16 protein-coding genes are annotated in these 15053 nt (G+C 70.2%); 4 read left to right on the top strand and 12 right to left on the bottom strand.

The window, feature by feature from the left end; translation table 11 throughout:
• Positions 1-129: 129 nt before the first annotated feature.
• From ACWDR4_RS06450 to ACWDR4_RS06420, 7 genes are all read right to left on the bottom strand, one after another.
• On the bottom strand, positions 130-378 hold the full coding sequence (locus ACWDR4_RS06450; protein WP_450404631.1) for a hypothetical protein: 249 nt from the start codon (positions 376-378) through the stop codon (positions 130-132).
• Positions 375-1709 (bottom strand): S8 family peptidase, encoded by a 1335-nt coding sequence (locus ACWDR4_RS06445; protein WP_450404629.1) that lies wholly within the window; start codon positions 1707-1709, stop codon positions 375-377. Before ACWDR4_RS06445 ends, ACWDR4_RS06450 begins: the two co-directional genes overlap by 4 nt.
• Before the next feature lie 211 nt (positions 1710-1920).
• On the bottom strand, positions 1921-3069 hold the full coding sequence (locus ACWDR4_RS06440; RefSeq protein ID WP_450404628.1) for a DUF475 domain-containing protein: 1149 nt from the start codon (positions 3067-3069) through the stop codon (positions 1921-1923).
• A 2-nt stretch (positions 3070-3071) separates the two neighbouring features.
• Positions 3072-3467 (bottom strand): universal stress protein, encoded by a 396-nt coding sequence (locus ACWDR4_RS06435; RefSeq protein ID WP_450404625.1) that lies wholly within the window; start codon positions 3465-3467, stop codon positions 3072-3074.
• Positions 3468-3504: 37 nt separating this feature from the next.
• Complete coding sequence (locus ACWDR4_RS06430) at positions 3505-5001, bottom strand: tripartite tricarboxylate transporter permease (protein ID WP_450404623.1); 1497 nt, start codon at positions 4999-5001, stop codon at positions 3505-3507.
• On the bottom strand, positions 5001-5534 hold the full coding sequence (locus ACWDR4_RS06425; RefSeq protein ID WP_450404621.1) for a tripartite tricarboxylate transporter TctB family protein: 534 nt from the start codon (positions 5532-5534) through the stop codon (positions 5001-5003). Before ACWDR4_RS06425 ends, ACWDR4_RS06430 begins: the two co-directional genes overlap by 1 nt.
• Complete coding sequence (locus ACWDR4_RS06420; RefSeq protein WP_450404662.1) at positions 5531-6493, bottom strand: Bug family tripartite tricarboxylate transporter substrate binding protein; 963 nt, start codon at positions 6491-6493, stop codon at positions 5531-5533. The genes ACWDR4_RS06425 and ACWDR4_RS06420 overlap by 4 nt, the downstream gene beginning before the upstream one ends.
• Before the next feature lie 214 nt (positions 6494-6707).
• Here ACWDR4_RS06420 and ACWDR4_RS06415 point away from each other — a divergent pair, with 214 nt between their 5' ends.
• A complete protein-coding gene (locus tag ACWDR4_RS06415) occupies positions 6708-8300 on the top strand; it encodes an ATP-binding protein (RefSeq protein WP_450404660.1) in 1593 nt (530 codons plus the stop codon).
• Positions 8297-8971, top strand: coding sequence for a response regulator (locus ACWDR4_RS06410; RefSeq protein WP_450404618.1), 675 nt, complete (start codon positions 8297-8299; stop codon positions 8969-8971). The genes ACWDR4_RS06415 and ACWDR4_RS06410 overlap by 4 nt, the downstream gene beginning before the upstream one ends.
• Positions 8972-9005: 34 nt before the next feature.
• Here the strand turns inward: ACWDR4_RS06410 and ACWDR4_RS06405 are convergent, their stop codons facing one another.
• A complete protein-coding gene (locus ACWDR4_RS06405) occupies positions 9006-9548 on the bottom strand; it encodes a hypothetical protein (RefSeq protein ID WP_450404616.1) in 543 nt (180 codons plus the stop codon).
• A gap of 215 nt (positions 9549-9763) precedes the next feature.
• Here ACWDR4_RS06405 and ACWDR4_RS06400 point away from each other — a divergent pair, with 215 nt between their 5' ends.
• Both ACWDR4_RS06400 and ACWDR4_RS06395 read left to right on the top strand, forming a co-directional pair.
• Positions 9764-10873 carry an acyl-CoA dehydrogenase family protein gene (locus ACWDR4_RS06400; protein ID WP_450404613.1) on the top strand — a complete coding sequence of 370 codons (1110 nt, stop codon included), beginning with the start codon at positions 9764-9766 and terminating at the stop codon, positions 10871-10873.
• 48 nt (positions 10874-10921) lie between these two features.
• Positions 10922-11962, top strand: a complete 1041-nt coding sequence (locus ACWDR4_RS06395; protein WP_450404609.1) for a sulfotransferase — start codon at positions 10922-10924, stop codon at positions 11960-11962.
• Positions 11963-11970: 8 nt separating this feature from the next.
• On the opposite strand, the gene ACWDR4_RS06390 is transcribed toward ACWDR4_RS06395, so the two are convergent.
• The 4 genes from ACWDR4_RS06390 to ACWDR4_RS06375 all read right to left on the bottom strand — a co-directional run bounded on the left by ACWDR4_RS06390 (position 11971) and on the right by ACWDR4_RS06375 (position 15037).
• Entirely contained in the window at positions 11971-12324 is a 354-nt protein-coding gene (locus ACWDR4_RS06390) for a VOC family protein (RefSeq protein WP_450404608.1), read from the bottom strand.
• 55 nt (positions 12325-12379) lie between these two features.
• The gene (locus ACWDR4_RS06385; protein ID WP_450404606.1) at positions 12380-13117 is read right to left on the bottom strand and encodes an HAD family hydrolase; all 738 of its coding nucleotides are present in this window, start codon (positions 13115-13117) and stop codon (positions 12380-12382) included.
• Positions 13114-13920: a DeoR/GlpR family DNA-binding transcription regulator gene (locus tag ACWDR4_RS06380; RefSeq protein WP_450404605.1), complete on the bottom strand. Its 807-nt coding sequence runs from the start codon at positions 13918-13920 to the stop codon at positions 13114-13116. The genes ACWDR4_RS06385 and ACWDR4_RS06380 overlap by 4 nt, the downstream gene beginning before the upstream one ends.
• Positions 13921-14002: 82 nt before the next feature.
• Positions 14003-15037, bottom strand: coding sequence for a zinc-dependent alcohol dehydrogenase (locus tag ACWDR4_RS06375; RefSeq protein WP_450404602.1), 1035 nt, complete (start codon positions 15035-15037; stop codon positions 14003-14005).
• Positions 15038-15053 lie beyond the last annotated feature (16 nt).

Below are 15053 nucleotides of genomic sequence, written 5' to 3'. Positions count from 1 at the left end.
CGAGGACCGCGCCACCGGGCGCCCCCTGACCGAGACCGAGGTCTCCTACGTCCATCTCACCGACCCGGCCCTGCTGCTCTCCCAGGCCCGCTCGGGCCCCGGGCTCGGGCCCGGGGCGTCCGCTGCGACCTACTGGATCGGGGAGTCGGGCGGAGGGAGCTGGACGGCGCGGTCGCGGTCCACGGATTCGACGCCGACGACCGCCTCGAGAGCCGGGATCCGGTGCTCGGCGATGGTTCCGGACAGCGTGCCGAGCAGCGGCTGCTCACCTGTGACGGCCAGCCCGGACCGTCGTGCGGCCTCGGCCACCTCCGCGAACCGGTCGGGGTCGACCGCGAGGATTACCCCGACCGACGCGGACCGCGAGGACTCGCTCACGGGGCCTGGAGCAGACCCGCGCCGACGTCCCTGACGGGCTGTGGCAGCGGGAACGCGCCGGACAGGAGACTGGCCTTGAGGCTGGCCGCCGTGGCGTTGGGGTTGGCCTCGGCGAGCAGCGCGAGGACACCCGCGACGTGCGGCGTGGCCATGCTGGTGCCCGACATCGTGTCGTACCCGCCGCCGGGCGCGGCCGAGTGCACGTCCCTGCCGGGCGCGGCGATGTTGACCTCGCCGCCCTGGCCGTTGATGCCGCCGCAGGAGAAGAACGACGTCGTGAGCGACTTGTCCAGCGAGCCCACCGCGAGGATGGAGGGGCAGTTGGCGGGCCGGCCGACGGGTTCGATGCGCTGGGGCCGTCCGCTTTCGTTGCCCGCGGCGGCGACGATCACCGTTCCGCGTTCGAGCGCGATCTGGGCCAGCTTCTCGTACGTCTGGGGGAAGAGTTCTCCCGGCCGGACGCGAGCGCCGAGCGACATGGAGATCACCCGCGCGCCGCGCGTGACCGCCCAGTCCATGCCCGCCAGGATCTGGCCGTCGGTTCCGCTGCCCGCGTTGCTGAGCACCTTCGCCGCGAGGATCCGGGCCTCGGTCGCCACGCCGTAGCGGGGCCCCTGCTGGGGGCTGGCCGGGCCGGCGGCGGTGCCGATGCAGTGTGTGCCGTGGCCGTGGCCGTCCTCGACGGTCTCGCCGAGCACGAAGGAGGCCGTCTCCTCGATGCGCCCGACCAGGTCGGGGTGGCTGGTGGCCACACCGGTGTCGAGTACGGCGATCTTCACGCCGCGTCCGGTCAGCCTGGTCAGGTTGGCCCGGATCGCCTGGAGGCCCCAGGCCCACTTCTGCTCGTCCCAGGCCGGGCCCTGGGCAGCGGCCATGGCCGCCTTGGTGTGGCGTTCGACCACTTCCTCGTCACTGCGGTAGGCCGGGAAGAACTCGGTCATCGGCTGCTGGGCCGTACCGATCACCGAGGCGTAGACCATGCGCTCCGGCTCCGCCGCGATGATCGAGGGCTCGGCCTCGGCCGTGGTCACCAGTGCGTGGCGCCGGTCGCGTCGTACTTCGACGACGGCGGCGCTGAGTTGTTCGAAGTGCACGGAGACACCGGGGTTTTCGAGGAGTTCGGCGACGTTGGTGGTCTCGGTTCCCCGGACGCGCTCCACGGGCGCGATGTCGGCGGCGGAACGCAGTGCGTTCAGTCCGCTCTCCTGGTTGTTCGGGTCGAGCAGGACGATGTACCGACCGGTGTACTCCGATCCCTGGCCCGCGAGGGAGCCGTTGGGCCGGTCCGGCTGTTCGCCGAAGGCGCGCCTGTCCATAGGTCCGTTCGCCATTGAATTTCCCGCTTTCTGTGCGCTTCCCCGCCGGTCAGTGGACGCGCGCGGACGCACGCGGTGCCAGGCTTCAGGGAGTGGGGGCGCGGTCTGGTCGCGTGACGACGCGTGAGCCGTCGCCTGCAGAGCTGCCGCTGCCGGGCCGTTGTCTCGGCAACGCCCTTTTGTCCACCGTCGCACCGGGTACGAGAGCCCGCAACACGGCACTGATTCAGCTGTCTCCTCGGTGTTCGCGGACCCTGCCGACAGCCCGGTTACGGCGTACCGACGACAGGAACGAGGCCGCGATCAGGATGACGCCGACCAGGCCGGTGATGATCTCGCTGATCTCGTACTGGATGGTGATCAGCAGGATCGTGGCGAGGGCGCCGATCGCGTAGTGGGCGCCGTGCTCCAGGTAGACGTAGTCGTCGAGGGTGCCCTGGCGGACCAGGTAGACGGTGAGGGAGCGGACGTACATCGCGCCGATGCCCAGGCCGAGCGCCATCCAGAAGATGTGGTTGGTGATGGCGAAGGCGCCGATCACACCGTCGAAGGAGAAGGACGCGTCCAGGACTTCGAGGTAGAGGAAGAGGAAGAAGGCAGCCTTGCCGGCGAGGGCGGCCACCGAGACCGGCCTGCCTTCGTCCCTGGCCGTTTCCTCCTCTTCCTTCTCCTCCTCTTTCTTCTCCTTGTTCTCCTCGTGTTCGTGTTCCTCGTCGTCCTCGAGTCTGTCCTCGAAGTATCCGGAGAGACCGCCGACGACCATGTACGTGATCAGACCGGCGACTCCGGAGAGCAGCACCGTGGCCGACTTGTCCGCATGGCCCGTGCTGATGTGCGCGTGGGTGGCGACGGTCGTCGCCGAGACCAGCAGCACGATCAGCGCGACGCAGACCGACAGCATGTCGACCCTGCCGAGCCTGGCCAACGGGCGCTCCAGCCAGCCCAGCCACTTGATGTCGCGGTCCTCGAAGACGAAGTCGAGGAAGATCATCAGCAGGAACATGCCACCGAAGGCGGCGATCGCCGGGTGGGCGTCGGTGACGAGGTCCTCGTACCGCCCGGGGTTGTCGATGGCGAGTTCGACCGCCTCGACGGGACCCACCTTCGCGCTGATGGCGACGATCACGACCGGGAAGACCAGCCGCATACCGAACACCGCGATCAGAATGCCGACCGTGAGGAAGAGCCTCTGCCAGAAGGCGTTCATCTTCTTCAGGATTCCGGCGTTGACGACCGCGTTGTCGAAGGACAGCGAGATCTCCAGGACCGACAGGATCAGGACGATCCCGAACGCCTCCCAGCCCCACTGCCACGCGGCGAAGACCAGGCCGGCCACCGTGACGGCGAACGACCAGCCGAATGTCCTGAACACCATGGCTACACCGCCGCCTTCACGGCGAGGACCGGGCAGTCGGTGCCCAGCAGGATCTGCTGCGCGGCCGAGCCCGTGATCAGTTTGCCGACCGCGCTCCGGCGCCGCAGGCCGATCACCACGAGGGACACGTCCAGCTTCTCCGCCAGTTCGACGATCTCCTCGGCGGCATCGCCCCCGCCCAGCACCTGGCGGATGTCGAACTCGATGCCCAGCGCGGCGAGATCCTCCCGCACATGCGCCAGATCCGGCTCCTGCGCGAACCGCGGGTCCACATAGGCGTCCCCGCGCGAGGTGTTCACCACCAGCAGCTTCTCGCCGCGCAGCCGGGCCTCGTCGATCCCCGCCCGTAGCGCGGCCTCACCCTCGGGTGAGGGTACGTATCCGACCAGTACGGTCATGTCTGCTCTTCCTCTCAGGCACTCTCAGGCACTTCGCTCACGCGGGGGACGTACGGGGGCGTACGACGAATCGCCGCACCAGCGGCCAGCCGAGCACCAGCACGATCACCGCGTACACCGCGTACGACACCGGTCCGCCGATCAGCCCCGACAGTTCGCCGCCCGACAGCTGAAGTGAGCGCCGGCCCTGGAGTTCGGCCCGGGGGCCGAGGATGGCGCCGATGATCAGGGGCAGCACCGGCAGTCCGAACCGGCGCATCGCGAAGCCCAGCAGCCCCAGCGTCAGCAGCAGGAACAGGTCCAGGGGCTGGGCGTTGACGGCGTACGCGCCCATCGACGCGAAGAACAGGATCCCCGCGTAGAGATAGGGGCGCGGGATCTGCAGCAGTTTCGCCCAGGCCGGCGCGAGCGGCAGATTCAGCAGGAGCAGCATCAGGTTGCCGATGAACAGGCTGGCGATCAGCACCCAGACCAGGCTCGCCTCCCGCTCGAACAGCAGCGGGCCGGGCTGGATGCCGTACGACTGGAAGGCCGCCAGCATGACCGCCGCCGTCGCGTTCGTCGGGAGGCCGATGGCCAGCATCGGGACCAGCGTGCCCGCCGCCGAGGCGTTGTTCGCGGCCTCGGGACCGGCCACGCCCTCGATCGCGCCCTTGCCGAACTCCTCCGGGTGCTTGGTCAGCCGTTTCTCCGTCGCGTACGACAGGAAGGTCGGTATCTCGGCGCCGCCGGCCGGGAGCGCGCCGAACGGGAAGCCGAACGCCGTACCCCGCAGCCAGGGCTTCCAGGACCGCTTCCAGTCCTTCCTGCCCATCCACGGCCTGCCGACCGGGATGATCTCGACGGGCCTGCGCCGCAGATGCGCGGCCACCCACAGTGCCTCGCCGACGGCGAAGATACCGACGGCGACCACCACCACGTCGATCCCGTCGGCCAGTTGAGGCACGCCCAGGGTCAGCCGCTGCTGCCCGGACACCGTGTCGATGCCGACCAGACCGATCGTCAGACCCAGCAGCAGCGATATCAGCCCCCGGATGCGGGACGCGCCCAGCACGGACGTGACCGCGATGAAGGACAGCAGCATCAGGGCGAAGTAGTCCGGCGCGCCCAGGCTGACCGCGAAGTCCACCACGACCGGGGTGACGAGGACCAGCAGGAGGGTGCCGATCGTGCCCGCCACGAAGGAACCGATCGCGGCGGTGGCGAGGGCCTGCGCCGCCCTGCCCGCCTTGGCCATCTTGTTGCCCTCGATGGCCGTCACCACCGAGGACGACTCCCCGGGGGTGTTCAGCAGGATCGAGGTCGTCGAACCGCCGTACATCCCGCCGTAGAAGATGCCGGCGAACATGATGAACGCCTGCACCGGCTCCATGCCGTAGGTGATCGGCAGCAGCAGGGCCACGGTCATCGCCGGGCCGATGCCCGGCAGCACCCCCACCGCGGTGCCGACCAGGACGCCGATGAGTGCCAGCAGCAGGTTCATCGGGGCGACGACGTCCTCGAAGCCCTGCATCAGGTTGTTCAGGTTGTCCATCAGAGGATTCCTTGCAGCACACCGGCCGGGAGGTTCACACCGAGCCCGATCGCGAAGGCGTAGAACGTGGTGAGCGACATCGTCACCGCGATCAGCAGATTGCGTACGTAGTGCCGGTTGCCGAGGGCGAACGCCGTTCCCCAGAACAGCAGCGCGCCGCTGATCACCCAGCCGAGCCGTTCGATCAGCACCGCGTTCACCACGAACGCGCCGATCAGCAGCAGTACCGTGCGCCAGTCCGTGCCCTGCGACAGGTCGACGTCCTCGCCTGCCTCCGGCTCACCGTGGCCGCCCCGGGCCACGTCGACCGCGTACGCCACGGCGACCAGCAGGAGCAGCGCGCCCAGGATCACGGGCACCGCGCGCGGTCCCACCGGGTCGGTGCTGCTGGTGATGTGCGGGATGCCGAGCCCGTCCACGATCACGGCGATGCCCACCAGGACGAGGAACGCGCACATGCCGTACTGCGCGCGGTCCTTGCCCTGCGGCGGACGGGCGTCCTCGACGCTCCGTTCGTCGACCTGGGAACTCATGCCAGACCGAGCTCGGTCAGCAGGTCGGCGACGGACTTGTCCTGCTCCGTCAGGAAGGAGCCGAAGTCGTCACCGGTGACGAACGCGTCGGTCCAGCCGCGCTTGGTCAGCTCGGACTTCCACTGCGTCGAGTCGTGCATCGTGGTCAGGGAGTCGATCCACGTCTTCGTCTGCGCGTCGGTGATCCCGGGCGGGGCCACGATCCCGCGCCAGTTGGTGAAGACCAGGTCGATCCCCGAGTCCTTGAGGGTGGGGGCGTCCTTGACGGCGTCGATCGGCTTCTCGCTGGTCACCGCGAGCACCCGCACCTGCCCGGCCTCGATCTGGTCGAGGAACTCGCCGAACCCACTCGCACCGAAGGCGATCTTGTTCCCGAGGATGGCGGGCAGCAGCTCACCACCACCGTCGTACGAGACGTAGTTGACGTCCTTCGGCTCGATGCCGACCGCCTTCGCCAACTGCATCGGCAGCAGATGGTCCGGGCCGCCCGGCGACGAACCGCCGCCCACCGCGACCTTCTTGGGGTCCTTCTTCCACGCGGTGACCAGGTCGTCGATCGTCTTGTAGGGGGAGTCCTTCGACACGACGATCGCGCCGGCCTCCTCGATCAGCTTCGCGAGCGGTGTGGTGTCGGTGAGCGTCGCCGCCGACTTCGAGGTGTACGAGGAACCGACGACCCCCAGCCCCATCTGCATGGCGAGCTTGCCGTTGCCCTTCTCGTTCACCAGGCGCTGGAGGCCCACCGTGCCGCCGGCCCCGGGCAGGTTGTACACCTGCGCCCCGGACGCCACCTTGGAGTCCTGCATCACCTGGGCGACGGTCCGGGCGGTGACGTCGTACCCGCTGCCCGGGGTGTTGGGCACCATGATCCGCAGACCGGTGACGGGCTTGTCACCCGTGCTCCCGCTTCCCGACTCCTCCTTGTCCGCGGTGGCACCGCAGGCGCTCACGGCGAGCATCGACACAGTGGCAAGAGCTGAGAGAAGTGCGGCTCTGCGAGTTCTCATGGCTCATCTCTTTCGCTTGGGCGAGTCCGGCGCCATGATTGTGCGGCTCGGGGGACACCCCGTCTGCCTTGTGTGACCATTGAAGGTTGAGTTCATAGTGGTCGTTGTGTCACGCCGTCACACGCTCGCCGGTGAGCTGCTGGTATTGCAGCTCACGGGCGTGGTGATGGTGCTGTTCGCGGTCGCCGCGGTGTCGCTGGCGCAGTCGCGGGCGACGTTCGACCGGGTCGAGGGCCGCCGGGTCACCGCCCTCGCCGAGGAGATGGCCGGAAACCCACTGTTGCGCACCCAGCTCGTCCGTCCCGCGCCCGGTGAGACCCTCGCACCGCTGCTGCAGACCACACTGGTCCGGTCGAACGTCACCTCCGTCACGGTCGCCGACGAACACGGCAGGATCGTCGCCTCCACCAACCCCACCCTGGTCGGAACCCGGCTCCCGGTCGACGGGCCCAGCGTCGCGCAGGCACGCGGCTGGTCGGGGGAGCTGCCGGTGGACGGGGTCCGCGAGCTGGTCGCCCAGGTGCCCGTGCTCGGCGAGGACAGGGAGCACGTCGGCGAGCATCTCGGCACGGTCATGATCGGACGCGTCTCACCGACGGTCTGGCAGCGGCTGAGCGGCGCCTCGTCGTATCTGCTCGCCTATCTCGGCATCGCGAGCGTGCTCGGGGTCGCCGGGTCCTGGCTGCTGGCCCGCCGGATCAAGCGCCAGACCTTCGGCCTGGAACCACGCGAGATCGCCGGCCTCGCCGAGCACCGGGAGGCCATGCTGTTCGGGATCGCCGAGGGCGTGATCTCGCTCGACCCGCACCTACGGCTCACCCTGGTCAACGAGGTCGGCCGCAGACTGCTCGACCTCCCCGAGGACTGCGTCGGGATGAGCCTGGCCGACCTCGGGATCGAGGGCAGGCTGTACGACGTCCTGGCCGGAACCGGCGGCGAGCAGGGCGCCGAGCACGGCGGTGAGCGGCGCGACGAGGTGGTCGTACGCCGGGGCCGGGTGCTGGTGATGAACCGGATGGACGTCACCAAGGACGGCCGTCGACTGGGCTCGGTGACGACTCTCCGGGACCGGACCGAACTGGCCCAACTGGAACGGGAGTTGGGCTCGTTCCGCAGCAGCACCGAACTGCTGCGCGCGCAGGCCCACGAGTTCTCCAACCAGTTGCACACCATCTCCGGGCTCATCCAGATCGGCGAGCACGACGAGGTCGTACGGTATGTCCGCGCCCTGCGGAAACATCGCGAGTCGCTCGACCTGACCCTCACCAGCCGGGTCCGCGACCATGCCGTCGCCGCGCTGCTCACGGCGAAGTCCGCGCTCGCGGCGGAGCGCAGGGTCCAGCTGCGGATCTCCGAACTCACGGCCCTGGACCGGCTGGAGCCGACGGACTCCGCGGACGTGGCGACGGTGGTCGGCAATCTCGTCGACAACGCCCTCGACGCCGCCGCGGCCCCGGACCACGCGGGCGACGCCTGGGTGGAGGTCGAACTGCGGCAGGACGCGTCCAGCGTGGAGATCGTGGTGCGTGACTCGGGCCCGGGCGTGGCCCCCGAGCTGGCACAGGAGGTGTTCTCCCGGGGCTTCACCACCAAGGCCGCGCAGGGCGGCGACCGGGGGATCGGCCTGGCGCTCACCCGGCTGGTCTGCACCCGCAGAGGGGGAGAGGTGTCGGTGGCCAACACCCACCCCGGCGCCATGTTCACCGCCCAGATGTCCGTGGGTCAGCTCACCGACCGGGAGACGGAGGAAGTCCGATGATCGATGTCCTGGTGGTCGAGGACGACTTCATGGTGGCGCGGATCCACCGGGGGTTCGTCGACGGTGTCGACGGCTTCCGCGTGGTCGGATCGGCGAACTGCGGGGAACAGGCGCTCACCGCCGCCGCCGAACTCCAGCCCGACCTGGTGCTGCTCGACCTGTACCTGCCCGACATGTTCGGCCTGGACGTCATCCCGAAGCTGCGGACAGCGGCCCAGGACTGCGACGTACTGGTGATCAGCGCCGCACGTGAGGCGGAGGCGGTCCGGGGCGCCGTACGCCAGGGAGTGGTCGACTACCTCCTCAAGCCCTTCGACGCCGAGGACCTCAAGGACCGGCTGGAACGCTACAGCGCCCGGCGCGGCAACCTGCGTGCCGCCACGGTCAGCGGACAGGCCGACGTGGACCGCGCACTGGGACGGGTGGCGGCGCCGACGGTGACGCCCACACTGCCGAAGGGCATGAGCGTGGAGACCGCGGAACTCGTCCAACGAGCCCTGCGCACGGCCGACGGAACCCTGTCCGCCGCCGAGTGCGCGACCAGGGTCGGCATCTCACGCGTCAGCGCACGCCGCTACCTCGAATACCTCAGCGTCACGGGCCAGGCGGTGGTGACACTGCGCTACGGACAGACGGGGCGCCCCGAACGGCGCTACCACTGGCACACCTGAACGGACACGGCCGGCCCCGTGCACCTGCCGTACGTCAGTCCTGGTCCTCGTCCGCCCTGGCCAGCGCGTCGGTGATCAGACGGGTGGCGAAGTCGTGGTCGTCGGCGATCCGGTTGATGTGCTCCGCGACCAGGACCACCGTGGCCTCCAGGGGATTCATCTCGGCGTCGGTCCAACGCCCGTACTGCGCACGCCACAGGTTGGGGCTCAGGCCGGTGCCCGCGGCGACGACCAGGCCGGCCATGGTGGGGATGACCTCGGGACGGAAGGTCTTGGGCATCATGCGCATCGTGGCCACGAGGGTGGGCACGACGTACTCGATGACGTCCTTGTCGTGGTCCTCGTGGGTCTTCCTCAGCCACTCCATGAACATGTAGATGAGAGTGCACGCACCGTCCACCAGTGCGTCGACTCCCTTGGGACCCAAGGTCGCGGCGTACTGGGCGACCAGCTTCTGCTGTTCCGGATCGGTGTCGGTCCTGCCGTCGTGGATCGCTTTGAGCCGGGAGTCGACCACCATGAGCGCCGCGCCCACGTCGCCGGCGGGAGCGTACTGGGGGTCACAGGGCGATGACACGGGATTCCTCCTCGTCCGACCGCGGCGGGCAGCGCGGCATGTCTGTACGGTAGACCGCCGAGCGGACGAGGGTCCGGGGAATCCGGATGTGGTGCCTTGCGGTGTTTGCACCCTCGAACCCTTGATCGGGCTCCACCGAACGCGGTCGAGTCGCGTGTTGACGAACAGGTGACGCACTCGGCGTCCCGGCAGCGCGATGCGAGGGGATTGTTCTCATGACACAGGCGCCGGATTCCTCGGGGTCGCGGCTGGACCGGGTGCTGGCCGTGGTCGAGGAACGGCGGGCCGAGTTCGAGGAGAGACGGCACGTTCCGCGCGATGTGATCGCCGTGTTCAAGGACGCGGGAATCTATCGGGCGAGCGCGCCGCGGCGCTTCGGGGGAGACGCCCTTCCGCCCGCGGAGTTCCTCCGTATCATCGAGCGGATATCGGCCGTCGACGGCTCGGCCGGCTGGGTCGCCGGCTTCGGCTCCGCCCTGGTCTACCTCGCCGCGCTACCGCTCGACACCCAGGCCGAGTTGTACGCCGACGGACCCGATGTCGCCTTCGCGGGCGGCCTGTTCCCCGTACAACCGGCTGAGCGTGTCGAGGGCGGCTACCGGGTCTCGGGCCGGTGGAGGTTCGCCAGCGGCTGCCTGGGCGCGGACGTCCTCGGCGTCGGCATCAAGGCCGGTTCGGACGAGGCCGGACGGCCCCTCACCGCCGTACTGCGACCCGACCGGGTGCGGATCGCCGAGAACTGGGACGTCATCGGTCTGCGGGGCACCGGCAGCCACGATCTGGTCGTCGACGGGGCCGTCGTACCCGAGGAGTGGACGTTCGTCCGTGGCAGTGCCGCCACCGTCGACGAACCCCTCTACCGCTACCCGACCGTCCCCTACGCCTCCCAGGTCCTGGCAGTCGTCGGCCTCGGTGTCGCCCGCGCCGCCCTCGACCACGTCATCGCGCAGGGCGGCCGGTCCGGCTGGACCGGCGCTCCCAAACCCGCCGAACGCGCCACCTACCGCATCGCGGTCGGCCGGGCGGAGGCCCAACTCCGTTCCGCACGCGCCTTCTTCTACGAGGCCACGGAGGAGGCGTGGGCGACGGTCCGGGCGGGCGACCCCGCCACCGCCGATCAGGCGAGCACGCTGCGTCTGGCCTCCGCGCACCTCGCCAGGACCGCCTTCGAGGTCGTCCGGGCCGCCTACCAGCTCGGCGGCATCGACGCCGTCGCCGACGACAGCCCCCTCCAGCGCCAGCTGCGCGACGTCTCGGTCGTACCGCAGCACGCCTTCCTCCAGGAGGGCATGTACGACGGCGCCGGCGCGGTCCTCAAGAGTTGAACAGCGCGCACCGCCCACCACGCGAAATCCACCAGTCGAAAGGGGATCATGCGTTCTCTGACCTTCGTCTTCGGTACGGGCCGCAGCGGCTCCACGGCGCTGTCCCGCATCCTCAACTCCCACCCGGACGTGCTGAGTCTGAACGAGTTCATGGCCTCGGTGGGCGACGCGTCCTTCCCCCGGGGCAAAGTCGGCGGCGAGGAGTTCTGGCAGGCGCTCTCCGGCCCCGCGCCGCACTTCGAGCAGATGATCCGCAGCGGGCTGCCGCTGCCGGAGTTCCTCCACACCAGCCGCCCCGGCAGATACGCGGCGCAGACCACGGTCGGCATCCCCGCACTCTCCCTGATGGTGCTGCCCCACCTCACCGACGACCCGGACGCACTCCTCGACGAACTCGGCGCAGCAGTGGTCCAGTGGCCGCGGCGCACCGCCGCCGAGCAGCACCGGGCCCTGTACGACCTGCTCTGCGCCCGGTTCGGACGTACCGCCGTCGTGGAACGCTCGGGCTACTCGACCGGCTGGGCACCAGGACTGAGGGAGGCCTTCCCCGAGGCGAAGTTCGTGCACATGTTCCGCGACGGCCCGGACTGCGCCCTGTCCATGAGCCGCCATCCCGGATACCGAGCGATCTCCCTGCTCCGAGAGATCAAGACCCGCTCCGGTATCGACAGCTTCGGCGACCTGACCCCCGAACACGTCCGCGCGCTGCCCCCGGACCTGGCACCCCTGCTCGACGACCGCTTCGACCCGTCCCTCGTACGCGACCGTGACATCCCCCTGCGGACCTTCGGCGCCCTGTGGTCCCAACTCGTCACCGAGGGAACGGAGTTCCTCACCCGGCTCCCCGCCGACCGGCGCGCCACCCTCTCCTACGAGGACCTCCTGGACCACCCCGCCGGCGAGCTGACCCGCCTGGCGGAGTTCATCGGCGTGGATCCTGTGCCGAGCTGGCTGAAGGCAGGGTCGGCCCTGCTCGACCACAGTCGGCGGGGCTCCGCCCGGAGTCTGCCCGCCGCCGAACTCGCCGAACTGCGGGAGAGCTGCGCCCCGGGCACCCACGTCCTGGAGGGCCGACCGTCACCCGCGTGAGGACGCGGTCAGGCGGGCTGCCACAGCTCGACCCGGTTGCCCTCGGGGTCGGTGACCCAGCCGAACCGGCCGACACCCGCCATGTCCTGCGTCTCCTCGGCCACGTCCGCTCCCTGGGCGCGCAGTTGCGCGAGCATCGCGTCCAGGTCGCGGACCCGGAAGTTGAGCATGGTCTGCTGGGTGCGGGACCCGAAGTAGTCGGTGTCCGCCTCGAACGCCGCGAAGACCGTCGGCCCGGCCGCCTGCTGCCACAGGCCGTTCTCGTCGGCGTCCAGGCCCAGGCAGTCGCGGTACCACGCACTCAGGGCCACCGGGTCGGCCGCCCGCATGAAGTGTCCACCGATGCCAAGCACACGTTCCATGCCGCCATCCTGCCAGGACGGTGATCGGCCCGCCTTCGGATGCCGCCCCTGCTCGTCAGTCCACGAGCCGCAACACGTCCGCCAGGCCGCGTTCACCGGTGCGGTGCTCGGCCGGGAGGATGTAGGTGCGCAGACCGCAGGCCGCCGCACCGCCGTCACGGACCGGGTTGTCGCCGACCATGAGGGTGGCGCGTGGATCGGCGCCCAGGTCGGCACAGGCCTTCAGGAACAGCTGCGGATCGGGCTTCTCGCGGCCCTGCTCGTAGGAGACGACACAGGTGTCGATCAGATCGTCCAGCCCGTGATGGGCGAGGTGGATGCGCAGATCCCAGGCGAAGTCGCTCACGACGGCGACGCGCAGCCCGCGCTCGCGCAGGGCACGCAGCACCGGTTCGGTGTCGGGGTACGGGACCCAGGCGTCCGGGGCGGTGAGTTCCCGGTAGGCCGCCTCCTCCGCGCCGCGCAGGAAGTCCACCCGCTCCCACCAGCCCCACATGGCACGGCGGTGCTGTTCGCAGGAGAGATCCCGGCCCTCCTGGAGGGCGACGACGGAAGGCAGCCGGAAGGCGGCCCGCAACTGGTCGGAGATCTCCGCCACCGCACCCGGCGCGTCCAGCACGGCGAGACGGCCCGTGGCGGCGCCGACCCGGTGCAGCCACTTCTCCAGGTCGATCATCTGGAAAATGGTGTTGCTGAAGTCGAACAGCACCGCCTCGACCGGGGGCACCGGCGCGGCCGTCTCGGCGTCACTGGGGCGGTAGGCGGTCGGCGTTTCGAACAGGGTGCGGATCACAGGGCGGGCTCTTCGGGTTCGACCGTCTCGACGGGTGCGCCGAGATCGCGCATGGCCGTGAGTTCCCCCTCGGGGGTGCCGGTGTCGGTGATGACGGAGTGGTAGTCGGCCACGGTGCCGTACGCGTACGTGGCGGTCTTGCCGAACTTGGAGTGGTCCACCAGGAGCAGCGCCTGATCGGCGGAGGCGAGCATGGCCAGCTTCACCTCGACGTAGTCGCTCAGGGGGTGGAAGAGCCGGCCGTCCAGGACGGCCGTGGCGGACATCAGGGCGAGGTCGGCCCGGATCAGGGACAGGGCGCGGGTGACGGAGGGACCGGTGCAGGAGTTGAAGTCGCCGCGGTAGTGACCGCCGAGCAACGTGACACTCACGCCCGGCGCGGCACCGAGGCGCTGCGCGAGGCCGACGGAGTTGGTGACGATGTTCAGCTGGTCCAGCTCGGCCAGTGCCGGGACCAGGGGGAACAGGGTCGTCGAGTCGTCCATGAGCACCGTGCTGCCCGGCCTGATCCGGCCGGCGACGGCCGCGCACAGCGCGTTCTTGGCCGCGAGGGCGCTGTTCTCCCGGAAGCGGGTGGCCGTCTCCATGGTGAGCGCGGGGAAGGCGACGGCCCGCCCGCGCTCCTTGCGGAGCAGATGGCGCCCGGCGAGGTCGTCCAGGTCCCGGTGCATCGTCATCAGACTGACGTCGAAGTGCCGGGCGAGGTCGTCGATACGGGTCTCGTCGTGTTCGGCGACATACCGCAGCACGGCCTGCCGCCGCTCCTCGACGGCCGCCTGTGACAGTCGGGTACGCGCGGTCACGGCGCCCCTCCTTCCCGGTCGCTCCGATCTCGCAGTTTCCCACACGGCCCGGTGGGAGCCGGGGTCCGTCCGCCCTCCGGGCCTAGGCACCTCCCACGGTGACCAGCACCTTGACCTGTTCGGGGTCGACGGACGCGGCGAACGCCTTGGCGGCGTCCTCCAGCGGGTAGGTGGCGGTGACGATCTCGGCGGTGTCCACGGCGCCGGACGAGATCAGGGACATCGCGGTGCGGTAGTCGTCACCGGTGTACATCAGGGTGCCCTCGATACGGATCTCCCGGTCCTGGACCAGGTCGAGGCGGACGGGGGTGGTCCCCGCGGCCCCGACACCGACGACGATGACCGTGCCGCCCTTGGCGACCAGGTCGATGGCCTGGGCCATCGACTGCTCGCGTGCCACGCAGTCGAAGACCACGTCGGCCGGTCCGCCGAGCGCCGCGTGGGCCCGCTCGGCCAGGTCGGTGGCGTCGGCGGGCAGGGCCGCGTCGGCGCCGAGCCGCAGGGCCCGCTCCCGCTTGCCGTCCAGCAGGTCGGTGACGGCGATCCTCGCGGCGCCCGCGTGCCGGGCGGCGGCGAGGACGAGCAGCCCGATGGGCCCGGCGCCGAGCACGACGACCGTACGGCCGGTGAGGTCACCGGCCTTCGCCACGGCGTGCACCGGGGTGGCCAGCGGCTCGACGAGGGCGGCCTCGATGTCCGTCATGCCGTCCGGGACACGGTGGACGCGGCCGGCCGGGATGGTGAACAGGTCGGTCATCGCGCCGGGCGTCTGGCAGCCGAAGACCTTCAGTTCCTGGCAGATGTTGTAGCGGCCGGAACGGCACTGGGGGCAGGTGCCGCAGTACAGGTTGGGCTCGATGATCACCCGCTCGCCGGGCGCGAAGTCCCCGGCCGCCGTCCCCGCCGCGGCGACGACGCCGACCGCCTCGTGACCGGGGCGGTAGGGCAGGTCGATGAAGGGATGGTGCCCGGCCGCCGCGTGCGTGTCGGAGCCGCACACACCGACGACCGTGGTGCGTACGAGGAGTTCGTCGTCCCCGGGTACGGGCGCGGGCACGTGCTCGATGCTGATGTCGTCGAGGGAGCGGACGAGAACGCGGCGGATCTGCTCGGTCATGGTGGGGGTCCGTTCG

It is taken from the genome of Streptomyces sp. NPDC000878, from assembly GCF_053599695.1.
Note: the sequence above shows the minus strand (reverse complement) of the source record. Positions and strands in the feature narration are given on the sequence as shown.

Bases quoted from the DNA above. Each gene is read 5' to 3' on its own strand.
- ACWDR4_RS06445 (WP_450404629.1), bottom strand. From the start codon at position 1,709: ATGGCGAACGGACCTATGGACAGGCGCGCCTTCGGCGAACAGCCGGAC.
- ACWDR4_RS06440 (WP_450404628.1), bottom strand. From the start codon at position 3,069: ATGGTGTTCAGGACATTCGGCTGGTCGTTCGCCGTCACGGTGGCCGGC.
- ACWDR4_RS06435 (WP_450404625.1), bottom strand. From the start codon at position 3,467: ATGACCGTACTGGTCGGATACGTACCCTCACCCGAGGGTGAGGCCGCG.
- ACWDR4_RS06430 (WP_450404623.1), bottom strand. From the start codon at position 5,001: ATGGACAACCTGAACAACCTGATGCAGGGCTTCGAGGACGTCGTCGCC.
- ACWDR4_RS06425 (WP_450404621.1), bottom strand. From the start codon at position 5,534: ATGAGTTCCCAGGTCGACGAACGGAGCGTCGAGGACGCCCGTCCGCCG.
- ACWDR4_RS06420 (WP_450404662.1), bottom strand. From the start codon at position 6,493: ATGCTCGCCGTGAGCGCCTGCGGTGCCACCGCGGACAAGGAGGAGTCG.
- ACWDR4_RS06415 (WP_450404660.1), top strand. From the start codon at position 6,708: ATGGTGCTGTTCGCGGTCGCCGCGGTGTCGCTGGCGCAGTCGCGGGCG.
- ACWDR4_RS06410 (WP_450404618.1), top strand. From the start codon at position 8,297: ATGATCGATGTCCTGGTGGTCGAGGACGACTTCATGGTGGCGCGGATC.
- ACWDR4_RS06400 (WP_450404613.1), top strand. From the start codon at position 9,764: ATGACACAGGCGCCGGATTCCTCGGGGTCGCGGCTGGACCGGGTGCTG.
- ACWDR4_RS06395 (WP_450404609.1), top strand. From the start codon at position 10,922: ATGCGTTCTCTGACCTTCGTCTTCGGTACGGGCCGCAGCGGCTCCACG.
- ACWDR4_RS06390 (WP_450404608.1), bottom strand. From the start codon at position 12,324: ATGGAACGTGTGCTTGGCATCGGTGGACACTTCATGCGGGCGGCCGAC.
- ACWDR4_RS06375 (WP_450404602.1), bottom strand. From the start codon at position 15,037: ATGACCGAGCAGATCCGCCGCGTTCTCGTCCGCTCCCTCGACGACATC.